This is a genomic window from Metabacillus sp. 113a (assembly GCF_050107635.1).
Taxonomy (GTDB): Bacteria; Bacillota; Bacilli; order Bacillales; family Bacillaceae; genus Metabacillus_B.
The window spans coordinates 1-19,233 of the sequence record NZ_JBNILJ010000021.1; the positions used below are offsets into that span (position 1 = coordinate 1).

A 19,233-nucleotide genomic window follows, 5' to 3' on the forward strand; every position below is an offset into this window, starting at 1 on the left:
ATGTATTAGGCACGCCGCCAGCGTTCGTCCTGAGCCAGGATCAAACTCTCCAAAAAGTAGTTTGACTAGCTCTTGTTTAAAACTTTAGAATTAACGTTGGCACTTCGATTTGTTTAGTTTTCAAAGAACTTTTTTAGCACTGCTCCCGAAGGAACTCTCTTACTATAACACCGGGACTAGACCGTGGTCAAGAACTTTTATGAAGTTTTTTATATAAATGTTTCTGTTTTTGCAATAACAGTTCAAATTGGAAGAAGAGCCGGATCATCCGGCTCTTCTAAAGGGTTTCTTCTATATATAGATCCATGCGTTTATCCATCTGCAGGATTTCCTTCGACTCCAGGCGGACGATAGGTCTTACAGGCTTTTGTGCGTCGGTAAAAATCACTTCTCCAATGGTCCCGTCCGAAATTCTTACATGTGCTCCATGCAGCGTGCGGGTCAGAAGCTTAGATAAAACATTGACGGCGTTGAGATCAAATTTCCCAAAGCTGTCCTGTTTAATTTCTTCATATACTTTATAGGGGGACAGGCCTCTTCTGTAGGGACGGGGACAAATCATCGCCATAAAGGTATCGGAGAGCGCCACGATTTTTCCATATGGGTGAAGCTGGTCCCCTCTGACGCCAAGGGGATAACCGCTGCCGTCCATCCTTTCGTGATGCTGAAGCACTCCTACTTTAACGCCTTCTTTAATCGTTTTCAGGTCCTTGATCAGCTTATAGCTGGTTATGGAATGCTGCTTGATTTCCTCAAATTCCTTATCTGTCAGCGCAAGTTTTTTTAATAGAACGGAAGGATTTATTTTCGCCATGCCTGAGTCGCTTAGAACACCGGCAAGGGCAATCTGGTTAATTTCTCCGTTTGAAAACCCGAGCTGCTTCGCAACATAGGAACTCATTAGCGATACAGCAAGACTATGCTGCGAGATATACTCTTTTTCATGATAATACCGGGGAATCCCAAGAAGCTCCGTCGGATGGTCAATAAACGTTTCGAGTAAGGGGAGAACAATCGCTCTCAGTTTGGGAATATCTATTGAAACTCCTGACTGCCATCCTGAAAATAGCTTGTTAAATGAACGAGCCTGCTTTTGGAAGTGTACAGCAAATTCCCCGGCGGCTTCTTTCTGAGGCTTCAGCACATCCTGGGTTTTTTTGATGGTATACCCCGGCTGAAAGGGTTCTCCATTGGATAAGTAAGGATGCACCTCTATTTCTTTTACCATAAAAGCTCTGAGAACTTCAGTCAATTCCTCGTCAATCACGGTTTCTTTTCTCATTAACGGATGCATAGAAGGGCCTTTTATATCTTCTGAAAGAATACAGCCGTCTACAATTTGTTCTAATCCAGTGCGCATGTGCAGCACCCCCTTTTTCAATACGCTGTTTACGTTTCGCTGACCTTGAACGCCGATGGCGGCGGACAGACTGTCCCGCTGCTCGCGGAGGGAACTCGCCCTCCCCGGCCATTGGCTCCCCTCATTTTTCCGATCTGTATTTAACTCCGGGCATGAGAGTGAATTGGGTCGTTCGGCCTATATCTATTCTTTTTATCGGCAAAAAAAGGTACAACCTTTAATGGTTGTACCTTTTTTTTCTATTTTTTATTCAGCTGAAGATTCAGGGTCTGTAGAATCTTCATCCACCAGATCCTCAGTTTCCGGCTCTTCTTTTTCTACAAGTGCGATCGTGGAAACATGGTGATTCTCGGTGAGTCGGATCAGACGGACACCCTGAGTGTTCCGGCCCATTGTTGAGATATCATTAACGTCCATACGAATCAGAACTCCGCTTGCTGTGATCAGCATGAGGTCCTCTTCACCTGCAGAAGCTTTAAAGGAAACAACGCTGCCGTTTTTGTCGGTAATGTTGCACGTTTTAAGACCTTTGCCACCCCGGCTCTGTATGCGGTATTCAGAAGCCGGTGTTCGTTTTCCAAATCCGTTGCGGGTTACAATCAGGATATCTGTATCTTCTTCCAGAATTTCCATTCCCACTACTTCGTCATCGCCGGTGAGGCTGATTCCTTTAACGCCTGTAGCGGTTCTGCCCATTTGGCGGACATCTGTTTCAGGGAAACGGATCATCATTCCGTTTTTCGTTCCGATGATAATATCCTTTGAACCGTCTGTCAGGCGGACGGAAATTAATTCATCTTCTTCGCGGAGGCCGAGTGCAATCAATCCGTTTGTCCTGATGTTGGCAAATTGGGATAGAGGCGTCCGTTTTGAAATTCCCTCTTTTGTCGTAAAGAACAGGTACCAGTCATCCGGGAATTCCGAAACCGGGATAATGGCTTTGACCCATTCGTCGCGTTCGACTCCAAGCAGATTGACGATTGGAAGGCCTTTAGCCGTCCTGCCGTATTCAGGAATTTCATATCCTTTCGTGCGGTACACTTTCCCTTTATTCGTAAAATAAAGGATGGTGTCGTGGGTGGATGTGGTCAGGAGCTGGTCTACGAAGTCGTCTTCGTTTGTCCCCATTCCCTGAATTCCTCTTCCGCCCCTCTTCTGGCTGCGGTAAGTAGAGATCGGCAGCCGTTTGATGTAGCCGTTGTGAGTAAGCGTAAGAACGATGTTTTCTTCAGGAATCAAATCCTCATCTTCAAAAATTTCTGCTCCGCCTGCAATAAGTTCTGTGCGGCGCACGTCATTGAAGCGCTCTTTAATTTCCAGAAGCTCTTCCCGGATGATTTCAAGAACCTTCTCTTCGTCGGCCAAAATTGCCTTCAGTTCGGCAATCAGCTCGACAAGCCCCTGATACTCTTCCTCGATTTTTTCGCGTTCGAGTCCTGTTAACCGCTGAAGGCGCATATCAAGAATCGCCTGTGCCTGTTTTTCGCTGAGAGAGAATTGCTCCATCAAGCCTTGGCGTGCGATATCCGTTGTCTGCGATCCGCGGATCAGGGCGATTACCGCGTCCAGGTGGTCCAGTGCAATACGCAAGCCCTCTAAAATGTGGGCCCGTGCTTCTGCTTTTCTCAGCTCAAATGCCGTTCTGCGTTTGATGACAACCTTTTGATGCTCAAGGTAATGCTCGAGGAACTGCTTCAGGTTCAGAACCTGCGGCTGTCCGTTTGCCAGGGCCAGCATGTTTATGCCGAAGCTCGTCTGCAGAGCGGTTTGCTTGTAAAGGTTATTAAGAAGCACGTTCGCATTGGCATCCTTGCGAACCTCGATCACGACCCTCATTCCATTCCGGTCGGATTCATCCCGCAGATCTGAAATGCCGTCGATCTTTTTATCCCGGACCAGGTCAGCGATTTTTTCAATCAGCCTTGCTTTATTCACCTGGTAAGGGAGCTCGTGCACAATGATGACCTGCTTGCCTGAAGGCTTTTCTTCAATTTCGACTTTAGCACGTACAATAATAGAGCCTCTGCCCGTTTCATAGGCTTTGCGGATTCCGCTGCGGCCGAGGATTTGGCCAGCTGTCGGGAAGTCAGGACCCGGGATGATTTCCATAAGCTCCGCGATGGTAACCTCTGGATTCCGGCTGACAGCGAGTACCCCGTCAATGACCTCACCAAGCTGGTGCGGCGGAATATTCGTTGCCATTCCGACAGCTATTCCTGCTGCTCCGTTTACGAGCAGATTAGGGAATCTTGCCGGCAGGACGACAGGTTCTTTTTCAGAGCCATCATAGTTGTCCTGGTAATCGATTGTATCTTTATTAATATCCCGGAGGATTTCCATTGAAATTTTCGACATGCGTGCTTCCGTATAACGCATTGCTGCTGCTGCATCGCCGTCGACAGACCCGAAGTTTCCGTGACCGTCTACAAGCATATAGCGGAAGTTGAAATCCTGCGCCATCCGAACCATCGTGTCGTAAACAGCGGAATCACCGTGGGGGTGATACTTACCGATTACTTCACCTACGATACGCGCAGATTTTTTGAAGGGCTTATCGCTCGTCATGCCAAGATCATTCATTGCGTAGAGGATTCTTCGGTGAACAGGTTTTAACCCGTCCCGAACGTCCGGCAGTGCCCTTGACACGATTACGCTCATCGCATAATCCAGGAATGATGAACGCATTTCCTGGCTAATATTTATTTCCTTCACTTGAGGTGTTTTTTCTTCAGCCATGTTTAAACCTCCCCAGAACTTTTGTTTGGGAGTTAGAAAAACTATCTCCGTTTATATGAAAATCATTTCAAAGATTATGTAGATTGAAATCAGGCCATATTCTCCATTATATCAATAATCCCTTTATAATACACGTCTATTCATGAAAATCTATGTTCCTTGTGAATTTTTTAACAGATATCTACGGTCAAAAAAAGAACCCCCTATACAAATTAGGGGGTTCTGGCTGTGCGGATAGGTTGCCGGCAAACGGTTGTTTATTTAAGGTTATTTTATCGCCCCTTTCGTAACCCCGCTGATGATCCACTTCTGCGCGATGATATAGACAAGAATCATTGGCGCAAGAGCCATGAGGTAAGAAGAAAAGGCTAAATTATAGTCCGTGCTGAACTGACCCTGGAAAACAAACTGCACGAGCGGCAAGGTCGATAGTTCCCTGTCGCTGATGATGACGAGCGGGAGCATAAAATCGTTCCACGCCCAGAGAGTGGTCAATATGCCGACCGTGGCGTTCATTGGCATAAGCAGCGGGAAAATGACTTTCCAGAAGACCCCCCATGTGCTGGCACCATCTACGATCGCGGCTTCTTCCAGCTCTCTCGGAATCGATTTGATGTAACCGACGTATAAAAACACGTTAAAGGCTAAACCGTAGACCACATACAAAAAGATCAGGCCGACCAGATTGTCGAGATTCCACTGGGCGGTTTGTTTTACGATCGGCAGCATAATGATCGGAAACGGAATGAACATGGCGCTTACCAGATAATAAAAGATAAACTTATAGAATTTCTTATGCATATTTCTTGCGATGGCATACGCGACCATTGAATTTGTGAGCAGTGTCAATACCACGACGAATACGGTAATAAACAGACTGTTCCCCATGGCATTGAAAAAATTCGTCAGCTCAATCGCCTGGGCATAGTTTGAGAAGTCCCATTGCTCTGGAAGCGCAAGAAGAGATTTCCCCATCTCCTCCGGCGTTTTAAACGAGATGGTAACCGCCAGATAGAGCGGAAAAAGAATAAGCAGGGAACCTGCAATCAAAAGACCGGTAACGAGCCAGTTTGTTTTGCCTTTTTTCATTACAATTCCACCTCTCTTCTTTGCAGGTAGCGCAGCTGAACAACCGAGATGACGACGATAACAAGGAAGTAGATCACTGCGTTGGCAGACTGATAGGCAAATTCTCCGCCTTCAAATCCTCCCCTGAAAATCAGAAGGGAAATCGATTCCGTTGACGTTCCCGGTCCACCGCCCGTCATTGCGATAATATGGTCGAATACCATCAGGAAGTTTTTCATGGCAAGCACCATGTTGATGGTAAAGAAAGGCGCGATCAGCGGGAAAGTAATATTCCAGAATTTCTTCCATGTATTCGCCCCATCGATGCTGGCTGCTTCATACATATCAGCAGGGATGGTAACAAGTCCGGCCAGATAAAGAATAGTATTGAACGCCACCGCCTGCCAGACGGAAACGACAATAATACCAATCCAGGCAAGATCCGGCTGTCCAAGGATGTTCTCGGCAAGTGCGTTGATTCCAAGTGCCTGAGCAATGTCGGGAATAAAAAAAGTAAAAATAAAGTTGAAGATGTAGCCGACTATTAAAATACTAAGAATATTCGGCAGAAAATATACAGCACGGAGCGTTTTTTGAAATTTGATTTTGGAGTTAAGGCCAATGGCTATAATGAGACTGAAAATATTGACCAGAATCGTGGCAATGATCGCAAACTGGAATGTAAATCCATAGGCCTGCAGAGCCCGCTCATCCTGAAATACGTTAAAGTAATTTTTCAGTCCGACGAAGCTCCATTCCCCATAGCCTTTGTAATCCGTAAAGCTGTAGTAGATTCCCTGCAGCGCCGGATAAGTATGAAAAACAAAAAACAGAATCAGTGCAGGAATGGTCATGAGCATAAAAGCCCGTTGTCTTGTTTTCATCCGTCAGATCTCCTCTCGTGCCGAATTAGTAGCGGTTTTGAACTTTATCCCATTCCCTGTCCATTTTGCGCAAAAAGGCATCTTTGTTTTTATTGATCAGAAACTCCTGAATAATTCCTTCCGGGCGAATGGCTCTTGGATAAGAGTGATCAGGGAAGCCTGTCAGTCTCTCTTTTTCAAAGCTTTCCTGTATCCCTTTCATGACCGGATCCTCCTGGAGGACACCGTCTATGGCAGAGAATGCTTTTTGCTCTTCGATGTACTGTTTGGACTGCTCTTCTTCAAGCATAAAACGAAAGAATTTTTTCGCTTCCTCCGGGTGCTCAATATCCTTATTCATCGTAAGGAGTACGTCAACACCCGATACAAGGTTGTTTTGCTCCGGATCCTCTGTGACAGGGAGCGGAAACACTCCGAGCTCAATGTCCGGGTTTATTTTCTGTATTTCCGGGATGGCCCAGTTTCCCTGAAGGTAAAAGACTCCGTCTCCATTCGCGAAGGCTTTGTTTCCATCCGCATATCCGAAGCCATAATTGCTTTTATGGCCGTAATTCAACAGCTCGAGCATTTTGTCGGCAACCTCGGAGTAATTTTCTTCAAAGCTCGCTTCCCCGTTCCTCTTTTTCTCGGCAAAATTGTCACCCTGCAGATTTCCGGCGACCGAGTTCCAGGGAATCATTCCTGTCCAGGCATCCTTGAGGGTGAAATAAATCGGAACGTCACCCGCTTCTTTAACCTGCTTAAGCTGTCCAATAAACTCACTCCAGGTTTTAGGGGCTTCAAACCCGTATTCTGCGAATTTTGCTTTGTTGTAAATAACAACATTTGCGTTTGTAGCATAGGGAATTCCGTATGTACCTTCCTGCTCATTCGCAAGCGTATTGATCATCTCCAGATAGGACGGCTTTATTGAATCCGGCAAATCAGTTTTGGAGAAGTCATAAAAGATGCCTGCATTCGCCAGTTCTCCATAGGAGCCATTTCCCCCGATCGCCAGCATGTCAGGCATATCCTCTTTTACAAGCCTTGTTTTTAATACGGTCTCGGCTTCCGGAGGGGCATTCAGCTGAATGTCGATATCCGGATTTTTCTCTTCAAATTTTTCAATAAGTCCTTCAAACGTGCCGACGTTCTCAGCTTTATTGGAAAACAGTTCAAGCTTCACCTTGCCGCTGGATGGAGTGTTCTCAGCCTGACAGGCAGAGAGCACCCCCACACCGAAGAGGATGCTAAAACTTAATGCTAATGGCTTTCTGAACATATAGACGTCTCCTCCTTCGTTAGTAAACGTTTACGCAAACCTCCAAAAAAATTTGTGTAAACGTTTACGTTGCCTTCATCATACCAAAGGCGGCGGTCTGTTGCAAACACTTTCAAATGAAAATTACAGCTCTGTTCACCGCCTGCATATGCTTTGATAGAAATTGGGAGCTTTGCCTGGCAATGAACGATTCCACCGCCTTCCCACGTATCCTTCCCTGGCATCCCGCTCCATCCCATCGCTTTATGTTCCCATCCGGCAATTCGCTGCGGTTTTGCAGGGGTGGCTGGCTCATAGGATAGGGCGGGCAGGGCGGGCAGAAAAAAAGACCGGGCCTTTTAAAAAACGGCACCGGTCTTTCTCGTTATTAAATATCAAGATTTTTTACGTATTTTGCATTTTCCTCGATAAAGTTGCGTCGCGGTTCGACTTTGTCTCCCATGAGGATATCAAAAGTTTCATCCGCTTCGATTGCATCCTGAAGGCTTACCTGAAGCAGGGTTCTGGATTCAGGATCCATCGTGGTTTCCCAAAGCTGCTCAGGGTTCATCTCTCCAAGACCTTTATAACGCTGGATGCCGGGCTTTGGCGTTTGGGGAATTTCCCCCATTATCCGTTCAAGCTCGCGGTCATTGTAGGCATACTCGATTCTTTTGCCCTGCTGAATTTTATAGAGTGGAGGCTGGGCAATGTAGATATAGCCTTTTTCAATAATTTCCCGCATGTAGCGGTAAAAGAATGTAAGAAGAAGCGTTCGGATATGGGCTCCATCCACATCGGCATCGGTCATGATGACGACCTTATGGTACCTTGCTTTCGCGATATCAAAGTCTTCGCCGATTCCTGTTCCTAGAGCCGTGATGATGGTGCGGATCTCATTGTTGGACAGGATTTTATCCAGACGGGCTTTTTCGACGTTGATAATTTTTCCGCGCAGCGGCAGGATCGCCTGGAAATGACGGGAACGCCCCTGCTTCGCAGAGCCTCCTGCAGAGTCACCCTCAACGACGTACAATTCACTGATGGACGGGTCTTTGGATGAGCAGTCTGCAAGCTTGCCGGGAAGATTGGATATTTCAAGTGCGCTTTTTCGCCTTGTAAGCTCTCTCGCTTTTTTGGCAGCCATTCTTGCACGGGCGGCCATCATCCCTTTTTCAACGATTTTCTTAGCTGTTTGCGGATTTTCAAGCAGGAATTTTTCAAAGCCTTCATCAAATAAAGAATCGGTTACTGTACGGGCTTCAGAATTTCCAAGCTTCGTTTTTGTCTGCCCTTCAAATTGCGGATCAGGATGCTTGATGCTGACGATGGCGGTAATTCCTTCACGTACATCCTCACCGCTCAGATTGGCATCGCTGTCCTTGAACACATTATGCTTTCTTGCATAGTCATTGATGACACGGGTCAGGGCCGTTTTAAATCCGGCCTCATGCGTTCCGCCCTCATACGTATGAATATTGTTTGCAAAGGAATAAATGCTGCTTGTATAGCCGTCGTTATACTGAAGAGCGATTTCAATGGTAATCCCGTCTTTTTCTCCTTCAAGATAGACTGGCTCGCCATGAATGGCTTCTTTTGTGCGGTTTAAATGCTCCACATACGATTTGATTCCGCCCTCGTAATGGTATTCATTCTGACGTTTGTTTTCGCGTTTGTCCTCAATCAGAATTTTAATGCCCCTGTTCAGGAAAGCAAGCTCTCTTAAACGGTTTGCGAGTGTTTCATAATCATACTCGGTTGTTTCACTGAAGATTTCCGGATCGGGTTCAAAATGAATGATGGTTCCGGTCTTGTCCGTTTCTCCGATGATTTCGAGCTCACCCTTCGGTACTCCTCGCTCGAAGCGCTGAAGGTGGATTTTTCCATCCCGGTGAACTTTGACTTCAAGGTGAGTCGAGAGGGCATTTACGACAGACGCCCCTACTCCATGGAGTCCGCCGGAAACTTTATAGCCGCCGCCGCCAAACTTTCCGCCGGCGTGGAGAACCGTCATAATGACCTCCACAGCCGGTCTTCCCATTTTTTCATGGATACCGACCGGGATTCCCCGTCCGTTATCTGTTACCGTAATGCTGTTGTTTTCTTCGATGGTCACCTTAATTTCATCGCAAAAACCGGCCAAAGCCTCATCAATGCTATTATCAACAATTTCCCAGACAAGGTGGTGCAATCCTTTTGCGCTCGTTGAACCAATATACATCCCGGGACGCTTGCGAACCGCTTCAAGACCTTCGAGTACCTGAATCTGGTTTTCGTCATATGCTTGTTCTTCCACTTGTTTTTGTTCCATGGCCAATTATGTTCACCTACTCTTTTCAAAACGTCTTATAGTGCCATTTTGTTCATTATCGATTGGAATCTATATCAAACGCGTAATGCGCTCTTTTTTTCAGTGTGCTTGAGGCTAAGGGAGAATAATAAATGTGCCGGTCTGTGACCACGATGGACTTGGCGTCCCCCTCTGACAGCTGAACCACTTTCTCGCTTTGCTTTTCCAAAAATTCTGCAGCAATGCCGGAGCTTTTGGAAGAGGAGTAATCCATAATAAAAATGACATCTTTAGACGGGACTACAAAGTCATCTCCCAGATGGATGTACATGGCGGTTCACCTCGATTCGTTTGTTTCAAGCTGCCCTGACGACACATGATAGGAAGCTGCCTCTTTCAGCGTCTGGTGATCAATCCCTTCCACACTTGTGGTCGTGACAAAGGTCTGCACTCTCCCCTGAATCGTGTTCAGAAGATGGGACTGGCGATAGTCATCCAGCTCTGAAAGGACATCGTCCAAAAGCAGGATCGGGTACTCACCGATCTCTTCATGAATTAATTCAATTTCTGCAAGCTTTAAAGAAAGGGCCGTCGTGCGCTGCTGGCCCTGTGAGCCGAAGGTCTGGACGTCCCTTCCGTTTACAAAAAACTGCAGATCGTCCCTGTGGGGGCCGGCCAGAGTGGTCCCCCGTTCAATTTCTCTATCTTTTATTTTATCAAACTTATCCATATAGGCTTCTATCATTTTCGACAAATCCGCCTCTTCTGATACCTCAACCGATGATTTATATTGAATGGTCAAGGTTTCCAGACCTCTGGAGATGCCTGAATGGATAGGCTGAGCCCATTTTTCCAGCTGATTAATAAACACGCTTCGTTTCCTGTACAGTCTGGCCGCTGTTTCACTAAGCTGCTCTGTGAGAACGTCAAGCATTGTCCGGTCCTTCTGTTTTTTGATCTGAAGCTGTTTTAAGTAATGGTTTCGCTGCTGGAGGATTTTCTGATACAGGCTCAAGTCGTGCAAATAGACAGCCGAAACCTGTCCGATCTCCATATCCGTGAATCTTCTCCTCACCTGAGGGCTTCCTTTTACGAGGTTCAGATCTTCGGGAGCGAACATAATCACATTGACTGCCCCAATATACTGGCTGAGCTTTTGCTGTTCCAGATGATTTATTTTCGCCTTCTTCCCTTTTTTGGAAAGGACGAGCTGCATGGGAATAGATCCGTTGGTTTTTAAAACCCTTCCCTCTATTTTAGCATATTCTTCATCCCAGCGGATAAGATCTTTATCATTGGAGGTGCGATGGGATTTGGCCATGGCAAGCACGTAAATGGCCTCCATCATATTTGTTTTGCCCTGGGCATTTTCCCCGATGATGACGTTCACTTTGTTTTCAAATGACACTTCAAGATCGGTATAGTTGCGGTAATTTTTAAGCTTCAGTTCCTGTATATGCATTGATCCACCAACCTTGCTCTATTCATGTGTGCTGATCACAACAAATGAACCGAACTCCGGAATGAGAACTGTATCCTGGTTTCGCAGCTTTTTACCGCGGCGGTTTTCCGGTTCCCCGTTTACCAATACTTCATGCTCACTTAAAAACCATTTGACCATCCCGCCCGACTGGATCACTTCAGCAAGCTTAAGAAATTGCCCCAGGGTGATGTATTCCGTATCAATTTGAATGTGCTGTCCGCTTCCCATGCATATACCTCCCAATCATTAAAAATCTCATCGCTGTAAATCGGCATAATTTCCATTTTACTCAATTTCCTCTTAAAAGAAAAGCGCAGTTGGATTTGGCTGTGAATTTCCGAGGTCCGGGCGGCAAGCCTCATCTCCGCTTTGCGGCTGCAGAGTCTTACATGTCCCACTGCTCCCGCAGGAGTCTCACGCCTTACGCTCCAATCCACAGGTGCAAAAAATCAGCACCATGCTCTAACCTAGCCAAAAGAAAAGCACACCGGTTCCTGTACTATAACAAAATCCGAAAGCACCCTTCACTAAAACGAACGGTGTCCATATCGCGAGGACACCGTTCATGCTTATCTGCAAAAAAAAAGAAGCTGACAAGGCAGTGCCAGCCTCTTTCACTTTAATACGTTCGTACAGGAAGAATCAGCTGAAGGATCGTATCGTCTTCTGGCGTACGGATTAAAAAGGGCCTCATTGCCCCGGTAAAGCTTACTTTGATTTCGCTGCTCTCCAATGCTTTCAGCGCATCCATCATATATTTCGCGCTAAAGGAAATTTTCAGTTCTTCTCCAGTAATCTCCTCGGTCTGAACTTCTTCTATTACTTTTCCGATTTCAGGTGAGTTAGAGGAGATTTCAAGGATGCCGCCTTCAAGAGTAGACAGTTTGACCACGTTGTTCCGCCCTTCTTTGGCTAGCAGGGAAGCCCGGTCAATAGATTGAAGAAATTCCTTCGTCTGAACGAGTACATCTGTTTTGCTTTCATCGGGGATCAGGCGTGATGTATCCGGATAGTTCCCATCAAGCAGTCTAGAAAAGAACAGAATGTTTTTGGATTTAAAGAGCACCTGATTGTCTGTAAATACGATTTCCGTCAGTTCATTGGAATCATCGAGGATTTTGCTTAGCTCGGCTAAGCTTTTTCCCGGGATTACGACATTATATGTCCCATCATGTCCGGCATCGATCGAGGTTTTTCTTAATGCCAGCCGGTGGCTGTCCGTAGCGATGCATGTAAGCTCCCCATTTTCCAATCGCCAGTTAACGCCGGTTAAAATTGGTCTTGTCTCGGAGGTGGAGACGGCGAATCCTGTTTGTCTGATCAATGTTTTTAATAAATCAGCCGGAATGCGTGAAACATTTTCCTCTTCGACATTCGGCAGATGAGGATATTCCTGGGCGTCCTGGCCGTTTAAATTAAATTCTGCTTTGCCGGAGCGGATGATGGTGGAGAAGTGATTTTCCACTTCCATTTCCACTGTATCCTTCGGCAGCTTTTTTACGATCTCGCTGAAAAATCTGGCCTGCAGGACGATGCTTCCTGGTGTCTGGACTTCCACATTGATTTTTCCTTTTTCCTCTGCAGGAATGAAGGACTCGATGGAAATATCAGAGTCGCTTCCTGTTAACGTGACGCCTTCACTGTTGGCTACGATTTTGATTCCGGTCAGAATGGGAATGGTTGTCCGGGAAGAAACAGCTTTCATTACGTCTTGAACACTTTGAGCAAGTTTATCTTTCTGAATGACAAATTTCATTCAAATTCCTCCTGTTTAAACGTCTTAATCTATTAATTAATCTTTAAAAAATTAGTAGAAGTACTAGTAGGGCTTGTGAGTATGTGGATAACTTCAGAAAGACAAGGAAACACAGTCTATCAACATGTGGATAGACTGTGTATGAAAGAAGGAGAGTTATGCACATAATTCACGGATTAATTTTTCAGGGATTCTTTGATTTCTTTCACCTGGCGCTGAAGCTGGTCATCGATTTGCAGCATTTTGCTGATTTTTTCATGGGCGTGAATGACCGTAGTATGATCGCGTCCCCCGAATTCTTCCCCGATTTTAGGGAGGGAGGAATCCGTAAGCTCCCTGGATAAGTACATCGCTATCTGCCTTGGAAAAGCAACGGATTTGGTTCGTTTTTTCGCTTTAAAGTCCTCGAGACGAACCTGGTAATGCTGGCCTACTGTTTTTTGGATATCCTGAATGGTCACCATCCGCGGTTTTGAGCTTGGAATAATGTCCTTCAAAGCTTCCGCTGCCAGATCGGCATTAATATCTTTATTGATGAGTGACGAATACGCAACGACACGGATTAAGGCTCCTTCAAGCTCCCGGATGTTTGAATCAATCTGGTTCGCTATGTAAAGCATAACCTCATTCGGTATATCCAGTCCTTCTGCCTTAGCTTTTTTACGGAGAATCGCGATCCTTGTTTCCAGATCAGGCGGTGTAATATCCGTAATCAGTCCCCACTCAAAGCGGCTTCTTAAGCGGTCTTCCAGAGTTGGGATCTCTTTTGGCGGCCTGTCGCTTGAAATCACAATCTGCTTGCTTTCCTCATGCAGCGTATTAAACGTATGGAAGAATTCTTCCTGGGTTTGTTCTTTTCCGGCCAAAAACTGAATATCATCAATCAGAAGAACATCCACACTTCGATATTTATTGCGGAAATCGACCGCTTTGTTGTCACGGATGGAATTAATAAATTCATTTGTAAATTTTTCAGAAGACAAATAGACGACTTTTGCCGATGGGTTATGGTCAATGACATAGTGCCCGATCGCATGCATTAAGTGGGTTTTGCCAAGTCCAACTCCACCATAAATAAAGAGCGGGTTGTATGCCTTTGCCGGCGCCTCTGCCACAGCAAGTGATGCTGCGTGGGCAAAGCGGTTTCCCGATCCGATTACGAACGTGTCGAACGTATACTTCGGGTTCAGCATGTTCTGTGGAATGTCGATCTGGTCATCTGGGTCCTTTACAGGCTTAGCGGGCGTTTTTGGGATAAAATCCTCTTCATCCTGATTTAGCGGGATGATAAATTTTACGGCCAGTTCCTCTCCGGTCAATTCATAAATAATATTGGCGATTAAATGGAGATAGCGGCTTTCAAGCCAATCTCTGGCAAATTCATTTGGTGCTGTAATGGTTAAGGTATCTCCCTGCAGAGCATGTGCTTTTGTCGATTTGAGCCACGTATCGTAGCTGGGCTTGCTGATTTTTTTTTCAATCTCTCCAAGAGCTTTTGTCCAAAGATCCGAAATATTTTCCATTAGCTGCTTTGTCCCTCCTTCTCCAAGTCTTGCTATCTATCTTTATTATTTTCTTTCACGAAAAAAACAGGCATGCTGACAGCCTTGTACAGAAGTTGTACAGCAGCTTCGGCACCCTTTGAATATTTATACATTCATATTGAATTGTTGATAACGATATAATATAGTAGAAAAACAGGTTTTCGACAAAATCCCCCTGATTGTGGACAAGCCTGCAAACACGATGTGGTCAACTTTCCACACGTTATCCACAGATTGTGGATAAGCGAATCCGGTTCTTTTCGTTATCAAGAGTTAAAACACAAATATAATATCAAAATAAACCAATTGTTGCAATGGGGTCCGAAACTTATCCACAGCAGAAACATCCTGTCGAATAAAATTGTCCACATGGGAAGATTGTGTGAAAAACTTGTCGATAAAGGGTGTGGATAAGAAAAAAGCAGCCGAAAAGTTGTCCACAGCCTGATTTAAAATGAAAACATTGGGAACCGGAGTGGCAGATAAGACTTCCGGGTAAAGGAGCAGGACGAGAAAGATCCGGCTCAAGCTGAAAATGAGAGTCAACAGCTCTGAGCAAGGAGGACCGCTGCTGATTCATGGCGGTGGAAAAGCCGACCGTCCTTTTTCTCTTAATGGATTCTATTTTTTTTGGCTATTGACATATACAGGGTAAGGTCACTATACTTATAAGGACTGTCTTTAACAGCTATTCCTCAGGGAGGTGCATATAATGAAACGTACTTATCAACCAAATAAACGCAAACACAGCAAAGTACACGGCTTCCGTGCGCGCATGAGCACTAAAAATGGACGTAAAGTCCTTGCTGCCCGCCGTCGTAAAGGAAGAAAAGTATTATCCGCATAAGCCACTGAAAACGTCAGTGGTTTTTTTTTCATTAAAAGGGTTTTAGATTGACCGGTCATTTGGCTACCCTGATAGGGATGCAAAGGGTTAGAGCAATAAAAGCGGAGTGGAGTCAGCATGAAAAAAAAGAATCGGATTAAACGGAATGAGGACTTCCAGCAGGTTTTCAAAAAAGGGAAATCCATTGCAAACCGGCAATTTGTTCTGTACACCCTTCATAGAGATGAAGAGAAAGAGTTCAGACTCGGATTATCGGTGAGCAAAAAGATCGGAAATGCGGTTACTAGAAACCGTGTAAAAAGACTTGTAAAGCAAATTTTTCTTGAAGAAAAAGATTTCCTTTCTGCAGGGAAGGACTATATTGTTATCGCCAGAAAACCGGCGGCCGAATTAACGTATGAAGAAGTGCGCAGCAGTCTTTATCACCTGTTTAAAAAAGCAAGGCTTTTCACAAAGAAAAAAAATGGTGAAAAATGATGTCAGGAAACGTTTGAAAAGAAAAAACAAATTCTAAATAAAAGATGGTAAAATACAGTTGGATGGCCTGTACGGGGTGCAGATGCCGTTTACACTTGCGTTTTTTCGTCATAACCAGGCGAAAACCCAGTGAGCAGGTTTGGATACGATTAGAGAATAAGGGTCTTTAATTGGACAGAGACAGTCAGGTTCAATCAGGCTCACAAATAGACATGCTGTTAGGAGGACAAAGTTTGAAGAGGCGCATTTGGTTAGTTCTAGCATTAGTTGGTCTTGTTACCCTCTTATCCGGCTGTACGGAAATCAATCAGCCGATTACGGATGAAAGCACAGGGTTTTGGAATCAGTACATTGTTTACCCTCTTTCCTGGATTATTATTTATTTTGCCGATTTAACAGGCGGCGGCGCTGCAACTGCAAACTATGGACTGGCGATCGTCATCGTAACACTCCTCATCCGGTTCGCAATTTTGCCGCTGATGATCAAGCAGACAAGAAGTTCAAAAGCGATGCAGGCGCTTCAGCCCGAAATGAAGCAGCTTCGTGAAAAATACAGCTCCAAAGATCAGCAGACCCAGCAAAAGCTTCAGCAGGAAACGATGGCTTTATTCCAGAAGCACGGAGTCAATCCCCTTGCAGGATGTTTCCCATTGCTTGTGCAAATGCCGATTTTGATTGGATTTTATCATGCGATTATGAGAACGGAAGCAATCAAGGAGCATACCTTCCTTTGGTTTGACCTTGGCGATAAAGACCCCTTCTACATTTTGCCTGTCGTTGCGGGGATTACAACGTTCATCCAGCAGAAAATCATGATGGCCGGAACAGAAAACCAGAATCCGCAAATGGCAATGATGGTTTGGCTGATGCCGATCATGATCGTTATTTTCGCGATTACATTCCCTGCAGCCCTTTCCTTGTACTGGGTCGTAGGTAACATTTTCATGATTGTTCAATCCCTTCTGATTAAAGGTCCGGATTTGAAAGCGAATGCGCAGAAAACGCCGCAGAAAGCGGGCGCTAAAAAGTGAGAGAGGCGACTGCTTCCGGTTCGACCGTTGAAGAAGCCGCACAAACCGCTTTAAGAAAACTCGGCGCTTCAAAAGATGAGGCGGACATCGAGGTCATCATTGAAGGCAAAAAGGGGTTTTTCGGTCTATTTGGCAAAAGAGATGCGGTTGTCAAAGCCGTTTTGAAATTGCCGGAGCCTGTTCCTTTGATGGAAGAGGAGCCTGAACAAACCCCCGCACCTTCAGCTATATATACAGAAGAAGCGGTGCAGCCTCTGCCGCAGAAAAAGATCGATGAAAAGCCTGGTGAAGAGGCACACGCCTATTTGATTCAAGTCATTGAAAAAATGGGAGTGAAAGCTTCGGTTGAAAAGATACAAAAAGGACGGAACCTCTCGTTTCTAATAGAGGGGGAAGACATTGCTCTTCTCATCGGAAAAAGGGGACAAACCCTGAATGCCCTCCAGTATTTGACTCAGCTTGTCGCCAACAGGCATTCCGATCAGTACTTTCACGTTATGGTGGATGCGGAGTCCTACCGCGAACGGCGGGAAGAAATTCTGGTGCAGCTGGCTAACAAACTGGCAAGCCAGGCCTCTGCTTCTTCGAAAGCGGTGGCACTTGAGCCAATGCCTTCCAATGAGAGGAAAATAATACACGCTGCCCTTGCACGCAATTACAGGGTAGAAACGCACTCGGCCGGTGAAGAGCCGAGGCGCCATATTGTGATTACACCTAAAAAATGACCAGCCCCCGGGCTGGTTATTTTTTTATCCACTGGCTCAGACAGAGCTTGAGATTTTCGCTGCTGGTTTCACAGATTCCGATATTGGATACTGATTGGGTCTCCCTCATGTAAAAGCGGCTGCCTGCGCTGGAAAGGAACAGGCATGCTTAACGTTTTCACCGCATTCACAAAACTTCCGGCAATCGCTGTACTGAAATATTGTTATTCACATGTGGATAAGTTAAAATATAGGACGAACGACTGAAAAACTGTGAATAACTCCTTCAACCTCCATTCTTCCTTTTACCTGCCTGATATGGTATCTTAAAGTTTTGGTGACCTTCTTTTTAAACCTTTTCCGTTTTATATATAGATTGAGTGCACTTGAGTGAGGTGAACAACTTGGAATTCGATACAATAGCAGCAATATCCACACCAATGGGCGAGGGAGCCATCGCCATAGTCAGATTGAGCGGTGATGAAGCGGCAGCGATAGCAGACCGCGTTTTTGCAGCGCCTTCCGGGAAGCCGCTGAGCGATGCCGATTCCCATACGATTCATTACGGACATATCATCGATCCGGAGACGGGTGAGGTCGCTGAAGAAGTAATGGTCTCCCATATGAGAGGACCAAGGACCTTCACACGTGAGGATGTTATTGAAATTAACTGCCACGGAGGTCTCGTTTCCGTCAACCGCGTGCTGCAGCTCGTTCTGAACAGCGGTGCACGTCTGGCTGAGCCCGGAGAATTTACAAAAAGAGCGTTTATGAATGGGCGGATCGATCTTTCCCAAGCTGAAGCAGTAATGGACTTAATCCGGGCCAAAACCGACCGGGCGATGAATGTCGCCCTCGGACAAATGGAAGGACGCCTTTCAAAGCTTGTCAGAAAGCTTCGCCAGGAAATTCTTGAAACGCTTGCCCATGTTGAAGTAAACATTGATTATCCGGAATACGATGATGTAGAAGAAATGACGCATCACATGCTTGTAGAAAAGGCAGCTTATGTCAAGAATGAGATAGAGAAGCTGCTGCAAACCTCCAGCCAGGGAAAGATTTTAAGAGAGGGGCTGTCAACGGTTATTATCGGCCGCCCCAATGTCGGAAAATCCTCCCTGCTCAACAGCCTTGTCCATGAAAACAAAGCCATTGTGACAGACGTTCCCGGAACGACCAGGGATGTCATCGAGGAATATGTAAATGTCCGCGGGGTTCCGTTAAAGCTGGTGGATACGGCCGGAATCCGTGAGACAGAGGACATCGTCGAGCGGATCGGTGTGGAGCGCTCGCGCCAAGTCTTAAAGGAAGCAGATTTAATCTTGCTTGTCCTGAACTACAGCGATGAACTCACCCAGGAGGATGAAAAGCTCTTTGAAGCGGTGAAAGGCATGGATGTTATTGTCATAATAAATAAGACGGACCTGCCGAAGAAAATCGACATGGACAAGGTGGCAATGCTTGCGGAAGGCCGCCCTGTCGTGACGACTTCCCTCAAGGAAGAAGAAGGCGTCGACAAGCTTGAGGAATCCATCCAGTCTCTATTCTTTGAAGGAAACATCCAGTCTGCAGATATGACCTATGTATCCAACTCGAGACATATCGCTCTCCTGAACCAGTCAAAACGATCCATTGAAGAGGCATTGAATGGCATTGACGCCGGCATGCCGGTGGATATGGTTCAGATTGATCTCACAAGGGCATGGGAGCAGCTTGGGGAAATTATCGGAGACTCGGTTCATGAAAGCCTGATCGATCAGCTCTTTTCGCAATTTTGTCTTGGAAAATAACCGTCTTTCGTATAGATTTTCGC

At 45.8% G+C, this 19,233-nt stretch carries 17 protein-coding genes; 5 read left to right on the forward strand and 12 right to left on the reverse strand.

Annotated features, from left to right (window positions below; all coding sequences use genetic code 11):
• Positions 1–277: 277 nt before the first annotated feature.
• From ACQCVE_RS18245 to dnaA, 12 genes are all read right to left on the reverse strand, one after another.
• Complete coding sequence (locus ACQCVE_RS18245) at positions 278–1,360, reverse strand: HD-GYP domain-containing protein (protein WP_426863590.1); 1,083 nt, start codon at positions 1,358–1,360, stop codon at positions 278–280.
• 246 nt (positions 1,361–1,606) lie between these two features.
• A complete protein-coding gene (gene gyrA, locus ACQCVE_RS18250; RefSeq protein ID WP_426843330.1) occupies positions 1,607–4,096 on the reverse strand; it encodes a DNA gyrase subunit A in 2,490 nt (829 codons plus the stop codon).
• Between the two features lie 267 nt (positions 4,097–4,363).
• On the reverse strand, positions 4,364–5,185 hold the full coding sequence (locus tag ACQCVE_RS18255; RefSeq protein WP_426843329.1) for a carbohydrate ABC transporter permease: 822 nt from the start codon (positions 5,183–5,185) through the stop codon (positions 4,364–4,366).
• Positions 5,185–6,048 carry a carbohydrate ABC transporter permease gene (locus ACQCVE_RS18260; protein ID WP_426843328.1) on the reverse strand — a complete coding sequence of 288 codons (864 nt, stop codon included), beginning with the start codon at positions 6,046–6,048 and terminating at the stop codon, positions 5,185–5,187. Before ACQCVE_RS18260 ends, ACQCVE_RS18255 begins: the two co-directional genes overlap by 1 nt.
• A 25-nt stretch (positions 6,049–6,073) precedes the next feature.
• Positions 6,074–7,309, reverse strand: coding sequence for an ABC transporter substrate-binding protein (locus tag ACQCVE_RS18265; RefSeq protein ID WP_426843327.1), 1,236 nt, complete (start codon positions 7,307–7,309; stop codon positions 6,074–6,076).
• Positions 7,291–7,533, reverse strand: coding sequence for a hypothetical protein (locus tag ACQCVE_RS18270; protein WP_426863591.1), 243 nt, complete (start codon positions 7,531–7,533; stop codon positions 7,291–7,293). The genes ACQCVE_RS18265 and ACQCVE_RS18270 overlap by 19 nt, the downstream gene beginning before the upstream one ends.
• 143 nt (positions 7,534–7,676) lie before the next feature.
• Positions 7,677–9,599, reverse strand: a complete 1,923-nt coding sequence (gene gyrB / locus ACQCVE_RS18275; RefSeq protein WP_426843376.1) for a DNA gyrase subunit B — start codon at positions 9,597–9,599, stop codon at positions 7,677–7,679.
• Positions 9,600–9,654: 55 nt separating this feature from the next.
• On the reverse strand, positions 9,655–9,909 hold the full coding sequence (remB, locus tag ACQCVE_RS18280; RefSeq protein WP_426843326.1) for an extracellular matrix regulator RemB: 255 nt from the start codon (positions 9,907–9,909) through the stop codon (positions 9,655–9,657).
• 6 nt (positions 9,910–9,915) lie between these two features.
• Positions 9,916–11,040 (reverse strand): DNA replication/repair protein RecF, encoded by a 1,125-nt coding sequence (gene recF, locus ACQCVE_RS18285; protein WP_426843325.1) that lies wholly within the window; start codon positions 11,038–11,040, stop codon positions 9,916–9,918.
• 18 nt (positions 11,041–11,058) lie between these two features.
• On the reverse strand, positions 11,059–11,289 hold the full coding sequence (gene yaaA / locus ACQCVE_RS18290; RefSeq protein WP_426843324.1) for a S4 domain-containing protein YaaA: 231 nt from the start codon (positions 11,287–11,289) through the stop codon (positions 11,059–11,061).
• A 391-nt stretch (positions 11,290–11,680) separates the two neighbouring features.
• Positions 11,681–12,817 (reverse strand): DNA polymerase III subunit beta, encoded by a 1,137-nt coding sequence (dnaN, locus tag ACQCVE_RS18295; RefSeq protein WP_426843323.1) that lies wholly within the window; start codon positions 12,815–12,817, stop codon positions 11,681–11,683.
• Between the two features lie 176 nt (positions 12,818–12,993).
• On the reverse strand, positions 12,994–14,340 hold the full coding sequence (gene dnaA, locus ACQCVE_RS18300; protein WP_426843322.1) for a chromosomal replication initiator protein DnaA: 1,347 nt from the start codon (positions 14,338–14,340) through the stop codon (positions 12,994–12,996).
• 733 nt (positions 14,341–15,073) lie between these two features.
• On the opposite strand from dnaA, the gene rpmH reads away from it, so the two are divergent.
• The 5 genes from rpmH to mnmE all read left to right on the forward strand — a co-directional run bounded on the left by rpmH (position 15,074) and on the right by mnmE (position 19,210).
• Complete coding sequence (rpmH, locus tag ACQCVE_RS18305; RefSeq protein ID WP_019243402.1) at positions 15,074–15,208, forward strand: 50S ribosomal protein L34; 135 nt, start codon at positions 15,074–15,076, stop codon at positions 15,206–15,208.
• A 117-nt stretch (positions 15,209–15,325) separates the two neighbouring features.
• Positions 15,326–15,685, forward strand: coding sequence for a ribonuclease P protein component (gene rnpA, locus ACQCVE_RS18310; protein ID WP_426843321.1), 360 nt, complete (start codon positions 15,326–15,328; stop codon positions 15,683–15,685).
• Between the two features lie 233 nt (positions 15,686–15,918).
• The gene (gene spoIIIJ, locus ACQCVE_RS18315) at positions 15,919–16,716 is read left to right on the forward strand and encodes a YidC family membrane integrase SpoIIIJ (protein WP_426843320.1); all 798 of its coding nucleotides are present in this window, start codon (positions 15,919–15,921) and stop codon (positions 16,714–16,716) included.
• Positions 16,713–17,441, forward strand: a complete 729-nt coding sequence (jag, locus tag ACQCVE_RS18320; protein ID WP_426843319.1) for an RNA-binding cell elongation regulator Jag/EloR — start codon at positions 16,713–16,715, stop codon at positions 17,439–17,441. The genes spoIIIJ and jag overlap by 4 nt, the downstream gene beginning before the upstream one ends.
• 383 nt (positions 17,442–17,824) lie before the next feature.
• Positions 17,825–19,210: a tRNA uridine-5-carboxymethylaminomethyl(34) synthesis GTPase MnmE gene (mnmE, locus tag ACQCVE_RS18325; protein ID WP_426843318.1), complete on the forward strand. Its 1,386-nt coding sequence runs from the start codon at positions 17,825–17,827 to the stop codon at positions 19,208–19,210.
• Positions 19,211–19,233: the final 23 nt, after the last annotated feature.